This is a genomic window from Micromonospora sp. NPDC047730, from assembly GCF_043204765.1.
Taxonomy (GTDB): Bacteria; Actinomycetota; Actinomycetes; order Mycobacteriales; family Micromonosporaceae; genus Micromonospora.
The window spans coordinates 363,855-381,972 of record NZ_JBIDCU010000006.1 but is presented as its reverse complement, the minus strand read 5'-3'; the positions used below and the strand labels follow the sequence as shown (position 1 = coordinate 381,972).

16 protein-coding genes are annotated in these 18,118 nt (G+C 75.5%); 12 read left to right on the top strand and 4 right to left on the bottom strand.

Annotated features, from left to right (window positions below):
• Positions 1-219: 219 nt before the first annotated feature.
• Positions 220-735 (bottom strand): PaaI family thioesterase, encoded by a 516-nt coding sequence (locus ACGF5G_RS17745; RefSeq protein WP_357703871.1) that lies wholly within the window; start codon positions 733-735, stop codon positions 220-222.
• A gap of 56 nt (positions 736-791) precedes the next feature.
• Between ACGF5G_RS17745 and ACGF5G_RS17740 the strand changes: the two genes are divergently transcribed.
• A complete protein-coding gene (locus ACGF5G_RS17740; protein WP_357703869.1) occupies positions 792-1,268 on the top strand; it encodes a helix-turn-helix domain-containing protein in 477 nt (158 codons plus the stop codon).
• A gap of 55 nt (positions 1,269-1,323) precedes the next feature.
• Here the strand turns inward: ACGF5G_RS17740 and ACGF5G_RS17735 are convergent, their stop codons facing one another.
• Positions 1,324-2,154, bottom strand: a complete 831-nt coding sequence (locus tag ACGF5G_RS17735) for an SGNH/GDSL hydrolase family protein (protein WP_393263831.1) — start codon at positions 2,152-2,154, stop codon at positions 1,324-1,326.
• Positions 2,155-2,406: 252 nt separating this feature from the next.
• Here ACGF5G_RS17735 and ACGF5G_RS17730 point away from each other — a divergent pair, with 252 nt between their 5' ends.
• Complete coding sequence (locus tag ACGF5G_RS17730; protein WP_393263829.1) at positions 2,407-3,456, top strand: S1 family peptidase; 1,050 nt, start codon at positions 2,407-2,409, stop codon at positions 3,454-3,456.
• Positions 3,457-3,559: 103 nt separating this feature from the next.
• Complete coding sequence (locus ACGF5G_RS17725; protein ID WP_393263828.1) at positions 3,560-5,167, top strand: MFS transporter; 1,608 nt, start codon at positions 3,560-3,562, stop codon at positions 5,165-5,167.
• 33 nt (positions 5,168-5,200) lie between these two features.
• On the opposite strand, the gene ACGF5G_RS17720 is transcribed toward ACGF5G_RS17725, so the two are convergent.
• Positions 5,201-5,878 (bottom strand): hypothetical protein, encoded by a 678-nt coding sequence (locus tag ACGF5G_RS17720; protein ID WP_393263826.1) that lies wholly within the window; start codon positions 5,876-5,878, stop codon positions 5,201-5,203.
• Between the two features lie 167 nt (positions 5,879-6,045).
• On the opposite strand from ACGF5G_RS17720, the gene ACGF5G_RS17715 reads away from it, so the two are divergent.
• From ACGF5G_RS17715 to ACGF5G_RS17695, 5 genes are all read left to right on the top strand, one after another.
• Complete coding sequence (locus ACGF5G_RS17715) at positions 6,046-6,810, top strand: hypothetical protein (protein WP_393263824.1); 765 nt, start codon at positions 6,046-6,048, stop codon at positions 6,808-6,810.
• 122 nt (positions 6,811-6,932) lie between these two features.
• Positions 6,933-8,738: an aspartate--tRNA ligase gene (gene aspS / locus ACGF5G_RS17710; RefSeq protein WP_393263822.1), complete on the top strand. Its 1,806-nt coding sequence runs from the start codon at positions 6,933-6,935 to the stop codon at positions 8,736-8,738.
• A 78-nt stretch (positions 8,739-8,816) separates the two neighbouring features.
• Positions 8,817-9,632 carry an SDR family oxidoreductase gene (locus ACGF5G_RS17705; protein ID WP_393263820.1) on the top strand — a complete coding sequence of 272 codons (816 nt, stop codon included), beginning with the start codon at positions 8,817-8,819 and terminating at the stop codon, positions 9,630-9,632.
• An 85-nt stretch (positions 9,633-9,717) separates the two neighbouring features.
• Positions 9,718-10,314, top strand: coding sequence for a helix-turn-helix domain-containing protein (locus ACGF5G_RS17700; RefSeq protein ID WP_393263818.1), 597 nt, complete (start codon positions 9,718-9,720; stop codon positions 10,312-10,314).
• Positions 10,311-11,741 (top strand): MFS transporter, encoded by a 1,431-nt coding sequence (locus ACGF5G_RS17695; RefSeq protein WP_393263816.1) that lies wholly within the window; start codon positions 10,311-10,313, stop codon positions 11,739-11,741. Before ACGF5G_RS17700 ends, ACGF5G_RS17695 begins: the two co-directional genes overlap by 4 nt.
• 47 nt (positions 11,742-11,788) lie before the next feature.
• Here the strand turns inward: ACGF5G_RS17695 and ACGF5G_RS17690 are convergent, their stop codons facing one another.
• Positions 11,789-12,529 (bottom strand): GNAT family N-acetyltransferase, encoded by a 741-nt coding sequence (locus tag ACGF5G_RS17690; protein WP_393263814.1) that lies wholly within the window; start codon positions 12,527-12,529, stop codon positions 11,789-11,791.
• A gap of 147 nt (positions 12,530-12,676) precedes the next feature.
• On the opposite strand from ACGF5G_RS17690, the gene ACGF5G_RS17685 reads away from it, so the two are divergent.
• The 4 genes from ACGF5G_RS17685 to ACGF5G_RS17670 all read left to right on the top strand — a co-directional run bounded on the left by ACGF5G_RS17685 (position 12,677) and on the right by ACGF5G_RS17670 (position 18,116).
• Positions 12,677-12,889, top strand: a complete 213-nt coding sequence (locus ACGF5G_RS17685; protein WP_350708997.1) for a hypothetical protein — start codon at positions 12,677-12,679, stop codon at positions 12,887-12,889.
• A gap of 76 nt (positions 12,890-12,965) precedes the next feature.
• On the top strand, positions 12,966-14,480 hold the full coding sequence (locus tag ACGF5G_RS17680; RefSeq protein ID WP_393263812.1) for a replication-associated recombination protein A: 1,515 nt from the start codon (positions 12,966-12,968) through the stop codon (positions 14,478-14,480).
• Positions 14,481-16,879: 2,399 nt separating this feature from the next.
• On the top strand, positions 16,880-17,503 hold the full coding sequence (locus ACGF5G_RS17675; protein ID WP_393263854.1) for a hypothetical protein: 624 nt from the start codon (positions 16,880-16,882) through the stop codon (positions 17,501-17,503).
• A 151-nt stretch (positions 17,504-17,654) separates the two neighbouring features.
• Positions 17,655-18,116 carry a DUF948 domain-containing protein gene (locus tag ACGF5G_RS17670; RefSeq protein WP_393263810.1) on the top strand — a complete coding sequence of 154 codons (462 nt, stop codon included), beginning with the start codon at positions 17,655-17,657 and terminating at the stop codon, positions 18,114-18,116.
• The last annotated feature ends 2 nt before the right edge of the window (positions 18,117-18,118 follow it).

Below are 18,118 nucleotides of genomic sequence, written 5' to 3'. Positions count from 1 at the left end.
CGTCCTGTTCGCCATGCTCCGCGACAAGATCCCCTACCAGCCCCGCCCCACACCGCCGATCACAGCTTGACGAAACCCATAGGGACACCCCCCCCGCTCCCACTCCCGCGATCTTGCATTTTGTGCCCGGGCGAAAGCCGCAATTGCGGCGTATCGCGGGCCGAAAGTGCAAGATCGGCGGGTCGAGGGGGTGCGGGCGGGGTGGGGTGGGGGTGGGGGTCAGGCGGGTTGGTCCAGGGGGTAGAGGAGGCAGGTGGAGGTGGCGTGGGCGACGAGGCGGGACTGGGCGTCGAGCAGCCTCGCCTCGGCCAGCGCCGTGCGACGGCCACGCTGTAGCACGGTGCCCTCGCAGCGCAGGGTGCCGCTCGCGACGGTGACGGGACGCAGGAACTTCACGTTCAGGTCCAGCGAGGTGTAGCCGACCCCGGCCGGCAGCGTGGTGTGCACCGCGCAGGCCGCCGCCGTGTCCAGCAGGGTGGAGATGACCCCGCCGTGCACGGTGCCGAGCGGGTTGTAGTGGAACTCCTGGGGGACCAGCTCGACGGCCACCCGGCCCTCGTCGGCCTCCATCCGGGACATGTCGACCAGGTGCATGATCGGCGGCGCCGCGAGCTCCCCGGCGATCATCGCGCGGAGCAGTTCCAGGCCGCTGCGCCGGCCGAGGTGCGCGACGTTGATGCCCGGGTCGGACCACGAGAAGGTACGGCTGCGCGCCGGGTCCTGCGTCTGTGTCATGGACCCAGCCTGGCAGCGCGTTGCTGAGTCTGTCAATCAGACCTAGCCTGGATCGCATGAGGCCCGCGGCACTGGACTGGTCGATCGAGAACTGCACGATCGCCCGCGCGATGGAGGTCCTCGGCGAGCGGTGGACGCTGGTCGTCCTGCGCGAGGTCTTCAACGGCATCCGCCGCTTCGACGACATGCGCGTCCGCACCGGCATTCCCCGGCAGGTGCTCACCAACCGGCTGGCGATGCTGGTGGAGCGGGGCGTGCTGCGGCGCGAGCCCTACCGCGAGCCGGGCAGCCGGGTGCGTCACGAGTACCGGCTGACCGAGATGGGGCTCGACCTGTGGCCGGTGCTGGTCGCCGTCCTCGGCTGGGGCGACCGCTACCTGGCCGACCCGGCCGGCTCGCCGTTGACCGTCGCGCACCGCGACTGCGGCGCCGAGGTGCGCGTCGAGCTGCGCTGCGAGCGCGGCCACGAGGTGGCCCGGCCCCGCGACGTGGTGCCGCGCCCGGGGCCCGGGGCGCGCCGCCGCGTCGGGTGAGCACGCGCGACGACGCGCGGACGGTGGTCGCCGCCCGCGCGTCAGCTCCGGCGCGCTACCAGCCGAATCCGGCGGCGTACGAGACGCTCGCGAGGACCTGCTGCCCGCTGGTGTTCGGGTGGAAGTAGTCCCAGCTGGAGAGCTGGCCGAGGGTGAACGGGTAGCCGAACACGGCGTTGTCGTCGAAGTCGCAGTTCGGGCCGTACGCCGTGCAGGCCTGGGCGAGCTGGGTGTTGTAGTCGACCACCCGCTGGCGTACCCGGTTGCGCCGGTCGACGTCCGCCTGGGCGGTGGAGGTCGGGTTGGCGAGCATCGACTGGCAGATGCCGAACAGGGACCAGGCGCTGCGGGCGCTGCCGCTGTCCTTGCCGACGGACCAGAGCCGGTGGATGTCGGGCACGCTGATCACCTGCACCCGGGCGTTGGGCAGCCCCGTCTTGAGGCGGTTGAGCGCGGCGTCGATGTTGGCCCGGTAGGTGGCCACCGAGGTCATCCCCGCCTCCGTGCTCGTGCAGGCGTCGTTGGCGCCGATCAGCATCGTGACGTAGTCGACGCCCTGGCTGACGGCGGTGCCGGCCTGGCCGTACATGTCGGCGGACTTCGCGCCGCTGCGGGCGTCGTTGTAATTGCGGCCGTTGATGGCCGCGTTGGTCGCGCGGATGCGCAGGTAGTGACTGTTCACCGTGGAGTAGTCGCCGGTGCTGAAGGACCGGGAGGTGCAGTCGCTGTACCAGCCGCAGGCGTTGAAGCCGCGGGTGATCGAGTCGCCGAGGCTGGCCATCGAGTTCGGGGGCGGGCCGGGGTCGGCGGCGGCCGGGGTGCCGGCCAGCAGGACGAGGGTGGTGAGCGCGGCGAGGGGGACGAGCAGCCGTCGGATGGACTTCATGATGGCCTCCGGGTCGCGGGTGCCGAGGGTGATGGTGCGGTGAACAGAGCGTATAGACAGACGTCTGTGTCCACAATGTTTCGGAATGGTGACGGCCGCAGCCGGGGCGAAAAGGACAAAGTCGGGTCTTGCCTACGATCTTAAATATGTGAATACTTCAGTCAGTCCGGCCGATTGCCCCAGATCGGCCGGCATGGTCCCGGCCCCCTCACCCCGACGGGGGCCAGTCGTCCCCTCCCTGGAGGTTGTTGCATGCGACCCACGAGGTCCTCGCTCCGTCGCGCCGCCACCCTCGCCGCGGCCGGAGCCCTGGTCGCCGGCTCGCTGATCGGCGCGCCCGCCCAGGCCGCACCCGCGTTCGCCTCTCCGGACGCCGCCGCCGGCCTGGCTGAGCGCCTCGGCGACCGGTCCGCCGGCACGTACGCCGACGCCAGCGGCAAGATGGTCGTCACCGTGACCGACGCGCTCGCCGCCCGGCAGGTCGCCGCCGCCGGCGCGACCCCGAAGATCGTCAAGCGCGGCGCCGGCGAGCTGGCCCGGGCCACCGCGGAGCTGGACCGCTCCGCGAAGATCCCCGGCACCGCCTGGTGGACCGACCCGGCCACCAACCAGGTCGTCGTCTCCGTCGACAGCACCGTGACCGGCGCCAAGCTGGAGCGCGTCAAGGCCGCCGCCGCGCGGATGAACGGCGCGATCCGGATCGAGGCCGAGGCCGGTGTGCTGAGCACCCGGATCTCCGGCGGCCAGGCCATCTACGCCGGTGGCGGCGGTCGCTGCTCGCTGGGCTTCAACGTCCGCAGCGGCAGCACCTACTACTTCCTGACCGCCGGGCACTGCACCAACATCGCCTCCAGCTGGTACAGCAACTCCGCCCAGACCAGCCTGCTGGGCACCCGCACCGGCACCAGCTTCCCGGGCGACGACTACGGCATCGTGCGGCACAGCAACTCCGCCAACGCGGCCGGCAACGTCTACCTCTACAACGGCAGCTACCGCGACATCACCGCCGCCGGCAACGCGTACGTCGGCCAGTCGGTGCAGCGCTCCGGCAGCACCACCGGCCTGCGCGGCGGCTCGGTGACCGCGCTCAACGCCACGGTGAACTACGCCGAGGGCTCCGTCTACGGCCTGATCCGCACCAACGTCTGCGCCGAGCCGGGCGACAGCGGCGGCTCGCTGTTCAGCGGCTCCACCGCCCTGGGGCTGACCTCCGGCGGCAGCGGCAACTGCAGCTGGGGCGGCACGACCTACTTCCAGCCGGTCACGGAGGCGCTGAGCCGCTACGGCGTCAGCATCTTCTGACCGATCGCACACCAGCGGGCCGCCGGGCGATCCGGCGGCCCGCTCGCGTGCCCCGGCCCGGTTCGCCGGACTGGACCAGACCGGCCGGGGTACGTTCCGGTCGGTGAACGCCCCCGCGACCTCGCCCGCCGACGTGGCCTCCTCCGCCTGGGCCCCGCTGCGGCTCGCCGCGTTCCGCAGCCTCTGGCTGGCGGTGCTGGCCAGCAACGTGGGCACCTGGATGCAGACGGTCGGCGCCCAGTGGCTGCTCGTCGACGAGGCCAACGCCTCGACGCTGGTGTCGCTCGTGCAGACCGCCAGCATGCTGCCGGTGCTGCTGCTCGCCCTGCCCGCCGGCGCGCTGGCCGACACCCTCGACCGTCGCCGCCTGCTGATCGGGGTGCAGTGCTTCCTGGCGGCCGTCGGCGTCCTGCTGACCGGCCTCACCGCCGCCGACCGGATGCCGCCGGCGCTGCTGCTCACCCTGACTTTCGCGCTCGGCGTCGGCCAGGCGCTGACCCTGCCGGCCTGGCAGGCGGTCATCCCCGAACTGGTGCCCCGGTCGCAGCTCGTCTCGGCCTCGGCGCTCGGGTCGATCAGCGTGAACCTGGCGCGCTCGGTCGGGCCGGCGGTGGCCGGCGTGCTGGTGGCCCGGGCCGGCGTCGCCACCGTCTTCGCCGTGAACGCGGTGTCGTTCGCCGTCTTCGCGCTGGCCCTGCTGCGCTGGCGGCCGGCACGGCCCGAGGGCGACGACATGCCGGAGCGGTTCGCGGCGGCGCTGCGTGCCGGCGGCCGCTACGTGCGGCACTCGCCGGTGGTCCGCCGGATCCTGCTGCGGGCGGCGCTGTTCGTGGTTCCCGGCAGTGCCCTGTGGGCGCTGCTGCCCCTGGTCGCCAGCCGCCGCCTACACCTCGGCGCGGGCGGGTACGGCGTGCTGCTGGCCGCCCTCGGCGTCGGCGCGGTGGCCGGTGCCCTCGTGCTGCCCCGGATCCGGCAGTCGCTCACCACCAGCCGGTTGCTGCTGCTGGCCGGGCTGGTCTACGCCGCCGTCCTGGCGGTGCTCGCCCTGGCACCGGGGCCGGTGCCGGTCACCCTGGCCCTGGTGCCCGCCGGGATGGCCTGGATGACCGTGCTGTCCAGCGTCAACGCGGCGATGCAGCTCTTCCTGCCCGGCTGGGTACGCGCCCGCGGGCTCTCGGTCTACCAGATGGTCTTCGCCGGCGGGCAGGCGCTCGGGGCGGTCGCCTGGGGCGCGCTCGGCGAGGTGACCGACCTCGTGGTCGCGCTCGCCGTTGCCGCCGCGATGATGGCGGCCGGCGCGGCGACCGTGCCGCTCTGGCCGCTGCGCGACACCCGGGGCGTCGACCGCGACCCGGCGGTGTGGTGGCCGGAGCCGCACCTGACGCTGCCCGCCGATCCGCGTAGCGGGCCGGTGTTGGTGACCGTCTCCTACACGGTGCCGCCCGAGCGGCAGGCGGAGTTCGTCGAGGCGATGCGGCTGGTGGGGCGTTCGCGGCGGCGTACCGGGGCGATGCGCTGGGGGTTGTACCGCACGGGGGAGCGGGAGCACGGTTTCGTCGAGGTCTACCAGGTGCCGTCCTGGGAGGAGCACCTGCGCCAGCACGGCGGGCGGCTCACCGGCGCCGACCGCGGGGTGGAGGAACGCGCCCGGGCGCTCACCGTCGGGGAGATCGTGGTGAACCACCTGCTCCCCGCCGACCCGCGCGACTGACCGGTCGCGGGACCAGCCGGCCCGCCGCTTTCGTCAGCGGATGAGGCCGGCGTCGGCGAGGACGGCGACGCCCCCGCCGAAGTCGCACTCCACGGTCAGCGTCAGCAGGTCGCCCCCCTCCACGGAGAAGGACAGCGGCTGCGCCGGTCGGGACATCGTCGTCGTCCGGCCCGGCCGGGGCTGTCGGGTCAGGGTGTCGTCGGGCTCCCGGACGGTCACCACGGCGCTGATCCGCACGGCCGACTCCGGGTCCTCAGCCGGCGGGTACCAGGCCCGGAAACTGGCGGAGAAGTCCAGGTAGCGACGCTTGAGCGGGTAGCTGACCGACCGGCTCCGGTCCTCGCCGTCGTTGGTCGGGCAGGAGAGCACGACCGGATGCGGCAGGTCGGAGCGGCCGGCCAGCGCGCGCGGCAACGGTTGCAGGTACGGCCCGCCGGTCTCGGGCGTCAGCGTGTCGAGGTATGTCCGGCCGGCGGCACCGGTGGGGGCCGCGGAGGTGGTGGCGACCGGTGGCGCGGCGGCGGCACCGGTCGTGGCCCGGGTCGGGGTGGGCGGTGGCGTGGCCGCCGGTCCCTGGCCCTGCCGGGGCCACTGCCAGGCGAGCACGGCGACGAGCAGGCTGGCCAGACCGATCGCGGCGCCGGTCTTCTCGCCGGGGGTCAACCCCCGCCGGCGGCGGGCGGAATCCGTGCCGGTCACCGGCTCGGTCATGGGGGTCTCACCTGCACAAGATCGATGGGGGTGGTTCATTATCCCGGCTGGTCCGTGACGAGCTGATCCCGTTGGGTGACGGGTTGCTGACAGCGATCTTGACAACTATCTGCGATAAATGCGCCCCGTGTCCGGCCGACGGCCGTCCCGACGTGAGGAGCCACGACATGACCTCCGACCAGCAGGGCGCCCCGGTGCCGCCGTCCTCCGGCCCGGGCGGTCCGGGAGCGCCGAAGTCGAGCGGCCGCTGGCCCCTGGTCGCGGCCGGCGCGGCCGTGCTGGCCGTCGTCCTGGGGCTGCTGGCCACGGCGCTGTCGCTCCGGGCACTCGACCAGGCCAACGACGCCCGGGACATCGCCCGGGCCGCCGGCGCGGGGCGGCCCGAAGGCCCGCCGGCGGGCACCGGCGAGCCGACGAACGAGTCGACCACGCCGGCTCCGGAACAGACGGGGGCGGAGTCGCCGTCCGGGCCGACGCCCGCCGGGAGCGGCGAACCGTCGCTCAGCCAGCAGACCCGCTACACCGACAAGTACGTCGGGGAGGAACTCACCCTCCGGGCGGGCTGCGACAGCTACGTGGACATCGACCTCGACAAGCCCGAGGTGCGGGTCAGCGACGGCGAGGAACTCCGGTTCACCGCCCGCTGCGGGGGCAACTCGTCGTACTTCAACCTGACCAGGGGTACGAAGGGCAGCCAGGTCGACAGCGCCTCGCTCGGCGCCGCCGACTGCTACGACCGGATCGACAAGGGCCCCATCGGCCCGGACATCAACGTCCCCGCCCGCAAGGGCGTGGCGATCTGCGTCAAGACCTCGCTGGGTGACGCGCAGGAGCGCGGCGATACCTGGAAGATGGCACTGTTGCAGGTCACCGACGTCGGCGACGACGGCACGGTGGTGGTGACCGTGCGGGCCTGGGACATCCCGCTGTAGGGCGGGAACGCGTCCGCGCCGGCGGTGGCCGTCCCCGCCTTCCTCACCCCGCAACGGTGCTCCGGGGAAGGCTGACAGAATGCCAGGGGTAACGGTGTACCGCAGATGAGGAGACGCGAGTCGTGATCCGTACCCATGACGCCGGCAGCCTGCGCGCGACGGACGCCGGCACCACGGTGACGCTCGCCGGCTGGGTCGCCCGCCGGCGCGACCACGGCGGCGTGATCTTCGTGGACCTGCGCGACGGCTCCGGCGTGGTCCAGGTGGTTTTCCGCGAGGAGGACGCGCACGCGCTGCGCAACGAGTTCTGCGTCCGGGTCACCGGCGAGGTGACCCGCCGGCCCGAGGGCAACGAGAACCCGGAGCTGCCGACCGGCGAGATCGAGGTGACCGCCGCCGAGCTGGAGGTGCTCTCCGAGGCGGCGCCGCTGCCGCTGCCGGTGGACGACCAGGTGGAGGCCGGCGACGACATCCGGCTGCGTTACCGCTACCTCGACCTGCGCCGCAGCGGCCCGGCGAAGGCGATGCGGCTGCGCTCGCGCGCCAACCAGCTCGCCCGCTCGGTGCTGCACGAGCGGGACTTCCTGGAGATCGAGACCCCGACGCTGACCCGGTCCACCCCGGAGGGTGCCCGCGACTTCCTGGTGCCGGTGCGCCTCCAGCCGGGCAGCTGGTACGCGCTGCCGCAGTCGCCGCAGCTGTTCAAGCAGCTGCTGATGGTCGGCGGCATGGAGCGGTACTACCAGATCGCCCGCTGCTACCGGGACGAGGACTTCCGCGCCGACCGGCAGCCGGAGTTCACCCAGCTCGACATCGAGATGTCGTTCGTCACCGAGGACGACGTGATCGACCTCGGCGAGGCGATCGTCTCGGCGCTCTGGAAGGACCTGGCCGGCCACGAGATCTCCCGGCCGATCCCGCGCATCACCTGGCACGACGCGATGGCCCGGTACGGCTCCGACAAGCCGGACCTGCGCTACGGCGTCGAGCTGACCGAGCTGACCGACTACCTGCGCGGCACCGAGTTCCGGGTCTTCGCCGGGGCGATCGACGCCGGCGGCTACGTCGGCGCGGTCGTCATGCCGGGCGGCGCGTCGCAGAGCCGCAAGGAACTGGACGGCTGGCAGGACTGGGCCAAGGCGCGCGGCGCGCGCGGCCTCGCGTACGTGGTGCTCGACGCGGAGACCGGCGAGGCGCGCGGGCCGGTGGCGAAGAACCTCTCCGCCGAGCACCTGGGCGGGCTGGCCGACGCGGTCGGGGCCAAGCCGGGCGACGCGGTGTTCTTCGCCGCCAGCGCCAACACCCGGGAGGCGCAGGAGTTGCTCGGCGCGGCCCGGATCGAGATCGCCAAGCGGGCCGGCCTGGTCGACGAGAGCGCCTGGGCGTTCTGCTGGGTGGTCGACGCGCCGATGTTCGAGAAGACGGACGAGGGCGGCTGGACGGCCGTGCACCACCCGTTCACCTCGCCGAACGCGGAGTGGGTCGACCGGTTCGAGGAGGCGCCGGACCGGGCGCTGGCCTACGCGTACGACATCGTCTGCAACGGCAACGAGATCGGCGGCGGCTCGATCCGTATCCACCGGGGCGACGTGCAGCAGCGCGTCTTCGACCTGCTCGGCATCACCCCCGAGGAGGCGCAGGACAAGTTCGGCTTCCTGCTGGAGGCGTTCAAGTACGGCGCCCCGCCGCACGGCGGCATCGCCTTCGGCTGGGACCGGGTCTGCATGCTGCTCGCCGGCGCGGACTCGATCCGCGAGGTGATCGCCTTCCCGAAGACCCGGGGCGGCTTCGACCCGCTGACCGGCGCGCCGACGCCGATCACCGCGCAGCAGCGCACCGAGGCCGGCATCGACGCCAAGCCGAAGCCCCCGGCGACGGCGCACACCGGCACGGTCGGCCCAGCCGCCCCGGTCGCCGACCCGACCTGATCGCGGTTCTCGTCGATCAGGAGGTTCGCGTCGTCGGCCTCGACGCGGACCTCCTGATCACCGACTGAAGGGGGCGGCGTGACGCTGCTCGTGGTGGGGGCCAGCGGGTACCTCGGCGGTGAGGTCTGCCGGCAGGCGGTCGCGGCGGGGGAGCGGGTGGTTGGGACGTACCACTCGGGCGGGGTCGAGGTGCCCGGCGTCGAGGCGCGCCGCCTGGACGTGACGGACCGGTCCGCCGTGCGCGAGCTGGTCGCCCGGGTCCGCCCCGACGCCGTGGTCAGCACCCCCTACCGGTACGCCGAGTGGACGGTGACCGCCGACGGGGCGGCGCACGTCGCGTACGCGGTCGCCGAGGTGGGAGCGCGGCTGGTGCACCTGTCCAGCGACGCGCTGCACGCCGGCCGCCCCGAGCCGTACGCCGACGACGAGCCGCCCAGCCCGGTCTTCCCGTACGGGGCGGCGAAGGCGGCGGCCGAGACCGCCGTGCGGGCGATCGACCCGGGTGCGGCGTTGGTGCGTACCTCCCTGATCGTCGGCGACGAGCGGAGCAAGCAGATCCGGCTCTGCCTCGACGCCCTCGCCGGGCGGGCCGCCCTGTTCACCGACGAGATCCGCTGCCCGGTCGACGTGGCCGACCTGGCCGCCGCCGTGCTCGACCTGGTCGACAGCCGGTACGCGGGCCCGCTCAACGTGGCCGGCCCGGACGCGGTCAGCCGGGCGGAGATGGGCCTGCTGGTGGCGGCGCGGTTCGGCCTCGACCCGGCCGGGCTGAAGACCACCACCAGCGCTTCCTCGGGCCTCGTCCGCCCCGCCGAGGTGCGCCTCGACTCGTCCCGCGCCGCCGCCCTGCTGCCGACCCGGCTGCGCGGCATCCGCGAAATCCTCGCCCCCTGAGCCCTCGGGCCCGCCCTGTCGGATGATGCACACTTTCTATGCACAAGTCTTGTGCATAGAAAGTGTGCACAGATATCGTGCAGCCATGGGAGACGACGGGAAGTCGGCGCCGCGCAGCGTGCGCCTCGACCACCGGCAGGTGCGCGTGCTGGCGCACCCGCTGCGACTGCGCCTGCTCGGGGCGCTGCGGGTGAAGGGGCCGGCGACGGCGACCACCCTCGCCGAGCTGCTGAACACGAACACCGGTGCCACCAGCTACCACCTGCGCCAGCTCGCCGAGGTCGGGCTCGTTGTCGAGGACCCGGACCGGGGGACGGGCCGGCAGCGTTGGTGGCGGGCCGCGCACGCCGTCACCAACTGGGAGACCAGCGACTTCGACGACGACCCGGACGCCCGCGCCGCGATCGAGTGGATCCAGGGCGACCAGGTGCGCCTCCTGGCCGAGCACGCCGAGCAGTGGTTCGCCACCCAGCACGAGTGGTCGCCGGCCTGGCGGGACGCCCTCGGCATGGGCGACGTCTTCATGACCATCCCGCCCGACCGGCTCAAGGCGCTCGAGGCCGACCTGTGGCAGGTCCTCGAACGCTACCGGCACGAAGCCGACGCCGAGCCGGCCGCGCCCGACGCCGAGTCGGTGCAGATCTTTCTCGCCGCGTACCCGCTGCTCCGGGAGATGCGATGACCGCGCTGTCCGTACGCCAGGTCCGGTTCCGCTACCTCACCCTCTACGGCCTGCGCTGGCTGCCCGGCGGCCTGCTCATCCCCGTCATGATCCTGCTGATGCAGGAGCGCGGCCTGTCGCTGTCCCAGATCGGCCTGGTGGCCACCGCCCAGGGGCTGGTGGTGCTGGCGCTGGAGCTGCCGACCGGTGGCCTCGCCGACGCCCTCGGCCGCAAGCCGGTGCTCGTCGCCGCCTGGGCGACCTGCCTGGTCTCGCTGGCCGTCTTTGCGGTGGCCGACTCGTTCTGGCTCTTCTTCGTCTCGTGGGCGTTGCAGGGCGTCTACCGGGCGCTGGACAGCGGCCCCCTGGAGTCCTGGTACGTCGATGCCACCCTGGCCGCCGACCCGGACGCCGAGTACGAGCGCGGCCTCGGCCTCGCCGGCACCGTCATCGGCCTCGCCATCGGCGCCGGCGCGCTGCTCAGCGGCGGGCTGGTCGCGCTCGGCCCGGTCGGGCCGGTCAGCGCGCTGACCCTGCCGGTGCTCGTCGCCATCGTGCTGCAGGCGATCGCCCTGGTCGCCATGCTGGTGCTGATGGTCGAGACCGGGCCGGCCCGCGGCGCCCGGGCGCTGCGCGCCTCGGTCGTCGAGGCACCGCGGATGGTCGGGCAGGCGTTCGGGTTGCTGCGCCGCTCCCGGGTGCTGCTCGCCCTGGTCGCGGTCGAGCTGTTCTGGGGCTTCGGCATGGTCACCTTCGAGTCGCTGCTGCCCATCCGGCTCGCCGAGGTCGTCGGCGACGCCGACCGGGCCGCCGCGCTGCTCGGCCCGGCCAGCTCTGTGGCCTGGCTGGCGAACGCGGCCGGTGCCGCGCTGACCCCGCTGCTGCTGCGCTGGCTGGGCGCCGCACCCGCCGCCGGGCTGCTGAGGATCCTCCAGGGCGTGACGGTGGTCGGCATGGGTCTGTTCGCCGGCCCGGTTGGCGTGCTCGTCGCCTACCTCGCCTGCTACGCCGTTCACGGCGCGTCGAACCCGCTGCACATGGGGCTGCTGCACCGCCAGGTCGACGGGCCGTACCGGACCAGCGTGCTCTCGCTGAACTCGATGATGGCCCAGCCGGCGGGGGCGCTCGGCGGAGTGGTGCTCATGATGCTGGCCGAGGCCACCAGCATCAGCACCGCCATGCTCGTCGGCGCCGTGGTCCTGGCCGTCGCCGCCCCGCTCTACCTGCCCGCCTGGCGCGCCGGCCGCCGCACCCCGGCCGGCCCCGACCCCGTGTCCGCGTCGGAGGCCGTTCCCGCGTCCGGCCCGCTCCCGGCTCCGGAGGCCGTTGCCGCCCCCGGCCCGGTCCCCGCTCCGGGTGCCGGATTCGCGTCGGGGACGGGTCCCACCGCGCGTGTGAGCGGGCGGTCGGAGGTGGACGCAGCGCCCGCTCCGGCGCAGGGCGGCTGAGCGACCGGCGCGCCGGCGGGCCCCGGGAGAGGGGCCCGCCGGCGCGCTCAGGCCAGGTGCACCGAGCTGCGGGCCAGGGTGGCGGCGAAGCCGAGCCGCCGGTAGAGGCGGATCGCGCCGACGTTGACGGTGTAGACGCCGAGCGCCACGGTGTCGTGGCGGGCGAACAGCGCCCGGGTCATCCCGGCGGTCAGCGCCGCGCCCAGCCCCCGGCCGCGCCGGTCGGGGGCGACGGTCAGGCCGGCGAGGAAGCCGACGTCGCCTCGGCTGCGGTCCGCCCCGCAGGCGACGATCCGGTCGCCGTCGCGGATGCCGTACCAGGCGACGACCCGGGGGTCGTCCGGGCGCGAGGTGGTGGTCGGGAACGACTCGTCGATCAGCGCCGTCAGCGCCGGGCGGTCGGCCTCGGTGAGCCGGACCACCCGCTCCTCCTCGGGTTGGCGCGGGGGCGCGGCGACGGTCCAGAGGAAGTCCCACTCGTCGTGCCGGGCCACGGCCAGCCGGCCGGCCAGCGCCGCCGGGTCGAGCCGCGGCAGGTGCAGCCACTGGCCGGGCCGGAGCACGCCCCGCGCGACGAGGTCGGCGAAGACGTCGACCGCCGGCCCGGGCGCGCCGATCGCGCCGCCGGCCGGGCCGTGCTCCGCCGGGAGCAGCCAACCCACCGCGTCGTCGCGCCGCCAGCCGCGCGGCTGCTCGCCGAGCCAGAGCGAGTGCCGGGCGTACGGGTGGTGGTCGGCAGCCGCCAGGATGGCGTCCCGCCCCTCCAGGACCTGGTCGGCGATGATCATGTCGCCAGCCTAGAACGCCCGCCGTGCTCCCGTCGGCGGAACCCGGACGGCACCCAGAACCAAGGTGGTCCACCGTGGAGATTGGCGAGCGGACCGATTGGGTACATCCCGCGCAGACCTACTGGGAACCCCCACCGGAGGAACGACATGCTCGCCATTCTCGCGGCGATCGTTTTCGGCTTCGCCCTGCTGCTCGACCTCTTCGACACCAACCTCGGTGCGCCGGACCTGCTGAACCCGTCCACCCTGCTGATGCTGGGCCTGCTGCTGCTCTCCCTCTACCTTGCCGGGGTTGGCAGCGCCCCGCGCGGCGGGGGCGGCGGCCGGTGGTACCGGGGTCGGCGCCCGGGCCGGGGCTGACCGTAATCGATCACCAGTGGTCCCGCCGGACGGCGCGCTTCCGGCGTCGTCGGGCGGGACCGGTACTGTTCTCGTGATGGAGTCCGACGCCCTCTTCTCCCTCGGTGAGCCCGCCGCAGCGCCCCCCGCGCCCGCGGGTTCCGTCGGTGTGGACGGCTTCACGGCGGTGGGGGAGGATTCGCCCCTGCCGGTCCGGATGCGCCCGCGCAGCATCGACGAGCTCGTCGGGCAGGACCACCTGCTCGCGCCGGGCGCCCCGCTGCGCCAGCTGGTCTCCGCCAGCGCGCCGATGTCGGTCATCCTGTGGGGGCCGCCGGGCAGCGGCAAGACGACCATCGCGCACCTGGTGGCCCGGGCCACCGACCGCCGCTTCGTCGCCATGTCGGCGCTCACCGCCGGGGTGAAGGACGTGCGCGCGGTGATCGAGACCGCCCGCCGGCAGCGCCGCTCCGGCGGCCCGCAGACCGTGCTCTTCATCGACGAGGTGCACCGGTTCAGCAAGACCCAGCAGGATTCGTTGCTCGCCGCCGTCGAGGACCGCACCGTCACCCTGCTGGCGGCGACCACCGAGAACCCGTACTTCTCCGTGATCTCACCCCTGCTGTCGCGGTGCGTGCTGCTCACCCTCCAGCCGTTGGACGACGCGGCGGTGCGCGGCCTGCTGCGCCGCGCGGTCGCCGACGAGCGCGGGCTCGGCGGCGCGCTGATCCTGGAGACCGAGGCCGAGGACCACCTCGTCCGCCTCGCGGCCGGTGACGTGCGCAAGGCGCTCACGGCGCTGGAGGCGGCGGCGGCCTCCGCCACGGCGCTCGGCGCCGGGCGGATCGACCTGGCCACCGCCGAGCAGGCGGTCGACGTGGCGGCGGTGCGCTACGACCGCGCCGGCGACGCCCACTACGACGTGACCAGCGCCTTCATCAAGAGCATGCGCGGCTCGGACGTGGACGCGGCGCTGCACTGGCTGGCCCGGATGCTGGTCGCCGGCGAGGACGCCCGGTTCATCGCCCGCCGCCTGGTCATCTTCGCCAGCGAGGACGTCGGCATGGCCGACCCGACTGCGCTGAGTGTCGCCACCGCCACCGCCCACGCGGTGGAGTACGTCGGCCTGCCCGAGGCGCAGCTCAACCTCGCCCAGGCGGTGATCCACCTGGCCACCGCCCCGAAGTCGAACTCGGCCACCGCCGCGATCGGCGCGGCGATCGCCGACGTGCGGGCCGGCCGAGGCGGGCCGGTGCCCCGCGGGCTGCGCGACGCGCACTACGCCGGCGCCAAGGGGCTGGGCCACGGCACCGGCTACCGCTACCCGCACGACGACCAGCGTGGCGTGGTCACCCAGCAGTACGTCCCCGACGACCTGGTCGGTGCCGACTACTACCGGCCGAGCCAGCACGGCGCGGAGCGGGCCGTGGCCACCCGGCTGCCGCTGCTGCGCCGCATCGTACGGGGGCTGCCGGCCCCGGCCGCGCCCCCGGAGGCACCGGTGGGCGTGGCGAGCGGATCGGCGGGCAACGGCCGCCCATCGGCGGACACGGGCGGCGCCGGCGCGGCGCGAGAGGGCGGCAGTGACGCCGCCGGAGAGGGTCAGCAGTGAGATCGCGTGGTTCGGAGCGACCGGAGGACGGCCCGGACGAGCGGCGCGACTCCCGCGCCAAGGGTCGCCGCTGGGGGCGGGGCAAGGCCGAGGCCGAGCCCGAGGAGCCCATCAGCGGCGAGGAGTTCGGCTGGATCGACGACCTGCGCTCGGCCAAGCAGCAGCGCACCGAGCTGGGGCCGGGCGGGGCGGAGCCGACCCCGCCCCCGGGCGCCCCGACGCCTCCCGACCCTTCCGGGTCGCCCCACCGTGGCCCCGGCCCGGCCGCCGCGCCTCCGGTGCGCCGCGCCGGGGCGGAGTCCCCGCGTCCCCGGCCGGCGGACGGTCCCTGGCCCGGTACGGCGGAGCCCCGGCCGGCCGGCCCGGCGGCCCCCGCCTCCGGTCCCGCCACCGCACCGGAGTCCGCGCGCCGGGCCCCGGCGGCCGGGCGGCCGCAGCCCGGGCCGGACGGGCCCGACCGACGCCCGCGACCCGACTCGGGCCCCTCGACCGGCCCGCAGGGCGGCCCGGCCACGGGCCGTCAGGGCGGTGCGCCGGGCGGCCCGCGTCCGCCTGTCGGCCCGTCGGTCGACGTGCCCCCCGGCCAGCGCCCACCGGTCGGCCCGCCGGCCGGTGCGCCCCTCGGCCCGCCGGCCGTGCCCGCCAGTCCGTCGGCGCACCCGCCCGCCGGTCCGCCGGTCCGTCCGCACCCGGGGCCGGCCAGGGCCCCGCGATCCGGGCCGCCCGCGGGTGCGCCGGTGGGCGCTCCGGGCGCTCCGCCCGCCGTGACGCCGGTGGAACCGCCGTCGCCGGGCAGGCGTTCCGGTCGGGCCCCCGCGCCGGGTGCCGCGCCGGCGCCGGGCGCCTCCGGCCGCCCAGGGGGTCCCGTCGGCGCCGCCCGGGTCGCCGTCCCGCCACCCGGTGCCGCCCAGCCGCCCCTCGACCCGCCGACCGGCGAGCTGCGCGGCGCCCCGGCCGACGAGCGTGACCCCCGTGCCGGTCGGCTGCGGCGCGGCCCGGTCGACGCCGGCGGCCCCCAGCCGACCGAGGCGACCGGGCAGGCGCCGACGGCCGCCCCGCCGACCGCCGCCCCCGGCGCCGCGCCGGGCGTGGACGCGATCGACCACCGCCGTCCCGGCCCGGCCGGTCGACGCCGCGCCGCCGAGCCGGACGAGCCGGTGGTGCCCCGTTCCGGCAATGCCCCGCCGGTGCCCGGCGCGCCCCCCGCGCCGCCCGGCGCCGGGTCGGTGCCCGCGCAGGGCGGTCCCGCCTCCGCGCCCACCCGCCGTGCGGACGGCGGCCCCGCGGCACCGCCCACCGGTCGTGCGGACGGCGGCCCCGCGGCGCCGCCCACCGGTCGTGCGGAGGCCCCGGCCGGCCGTGTCCGGGGGCACCGGACGAGCCCGGACGAGGAAGAGAACGCCGGGCCGGGGCGCCGTGTGGCACCCGGCGAGGGGGAACCGGGCCGGCGGCGGCCCGCCCCCGGTGAGCCCCGGGGCGGCCGGCCGGAGCGCCCGGCCGACTGGCTCCGGCAGGCCGGCCGCACCCACCACACCGACCCCGCCCTGCCGACCGTCAAGCCACCGGCGGCGCCGCCCGGTCCGGGTGGCCCGCCGGTGGCACCCGATCCGGAGCGGCGCGGCGCCGGGACCGGTCGCGCCCTCGCCGGCCGAGCCCGGCCCGGCGCGCGACCGCCGGTCCCCGGCGACGACCCCGGACAGGTGACGGGCCGGGCCCGGCCCGGTTCCGAACCGCCCCGGCCGGCCGACGGCGCACCCTCCGGTCCGCCGCCGGCGCGGGGCGCCGCGCGACCGGCGCCGGCTGGACCGCTCGAAGGCGAGGCGCGCCCGGGTGGCCGGGCCCGTCCCGACGTGACCCAGGGCGGGCCGGTCCGGGGCGCCGCGCGACCCGACGCCGCGCCGGGTCGGGCCGCCGTGCCGCCGCCCGGGGCCCCCGACGCCGGCGGGATGCCGCCCGGGACCACCCACGCCGGCGGGACGCCGGCCCCCACGACTTTGCCCGGCACCGCCGGCCCGGGCACCGTGGGACCTGGCACCGCCGGCCCGGGCATCGCCGGACCTGGCGCGCCGGCCGGGCCGACCGGCGTGGCCCGCGCCGCCGCCCCGGCGCCCCGGCCCGGACCGGAGGACCGCGCCACCGGGCGCGCCCTGCCGCCGCCCCGTGACCCCGGGCGACCGGAGCCGGCGGGCGTCCCGCCGGTGCCGCCGCCGGGACCCGCCGGCGGGCCGCCGGTGGCCCGGGCCGCCGTCTCGGTCGTACCGTCCGCCGATCCGTCCGCCGTCGGGCCGGGGCCGGCGGACGGGCCGGCGCTGCGGCAGGCCGCGGAGCCGGAGTCGCCCGACGACGACGCCCCCGCCTCCGGCGGGCTGCGCGGCGCGCGGTCCGAACTGCGGCGGCAGATGCGCGAGCGGCGGCGGCTGCGGATGGGCGTCCTGGCCCTGGTCAGCGTGGTGCTCCTCGGCGCGATCCCGCTCTTCTTCGGCATCCGCACGCTCAGCCGCGACCCGGTCTTCGACACCCTCGACGAGCTGGACGTGCCGGGCTGGGCGGCGGCGAAGACGGTCGACGACGTCAGCGGCAGCCGGTGGTGCCTGCTCGACTGCCGGCTGCGCGAACGCACCATCACCTCCGAACGGGCCCCGGAGGAGACCGCGCAGGTCTACGAGCGGGCGCTGACCGAGGACGGCTGGCGGCCCTGGCAGGTGACCCGCTGCCCCGAGCAGTCGCCGAAGGGGAGCTACACCTGCTGGCGCCGGGACGAGCTGACCCTCGACCTCTGGGTGCGCGAGCCGACCTGTGCGCCGCCGCCGGTGGACGGGGCGCCGGCCGTGGAGCCGTCGCCCGATCCGTCGGCCGCTGCCCAGCAGTGCGCCGGATCGTTGGTGTCGGTGAAGGTCCGCAACGCGATCGACGACGAGCGGACCCGGCCGCAGCCGAGCATCGACCCGTCGCTCACGGGCGAGGATCCCTTCCCGACGTTCAGCGAGGATCCGCTCGGCGAACCGACACCCTCACCGTCCTGAGCCGGTTTCCATCACGGACGGTAGGGTCTGGGGCTGGCGGATCCGCCAGCCCCCGCTGGCCCCTGCGGGTCGCCGGGCGGCGGTGTGGGCACAACGGTCGCGCGTTCCGGGGACGTCCGGTCCCCGGGACCCCTGCTTGAGGAGGACAGGCGTGGACTTTGGAGAGGTCGCGGCGCTGATCGCGGCGATCGCGTTCGCGATGCTGGTGTTGATCCTGACGCTGCCCATCCTGCGGCTGCGGCACACCGTGGACGCGACCACCCGCATGATCAACGACCTCAACGACCGCACCGCGCCGCTGCTGGGCGACGTCAACACCACGGTGAAGAACGTGAACACGACCCTGGAACAGGTGCAGACCTCCCTGGACGGGGTGAACCTGCAGCTTGCCAAGGTCGACACCATGACCAGCCACGCGCAGAACGTCACCGCCAACGTCGCGAACCTGGCCACCGTCGTCTCCGCCGCCGCCGCCAACCCGTTGGTCAAGGTGGCCGCCTTCGGCTACGGCGTGCGCAAGGCCGCCGCCGCCCGCCGGCACGCCGAGACCGAGCGCGAGGTACGCGACACCATCAAGCAGCAGCGGCGGGCCGCCAAGCGCGGCAACCGCTGACG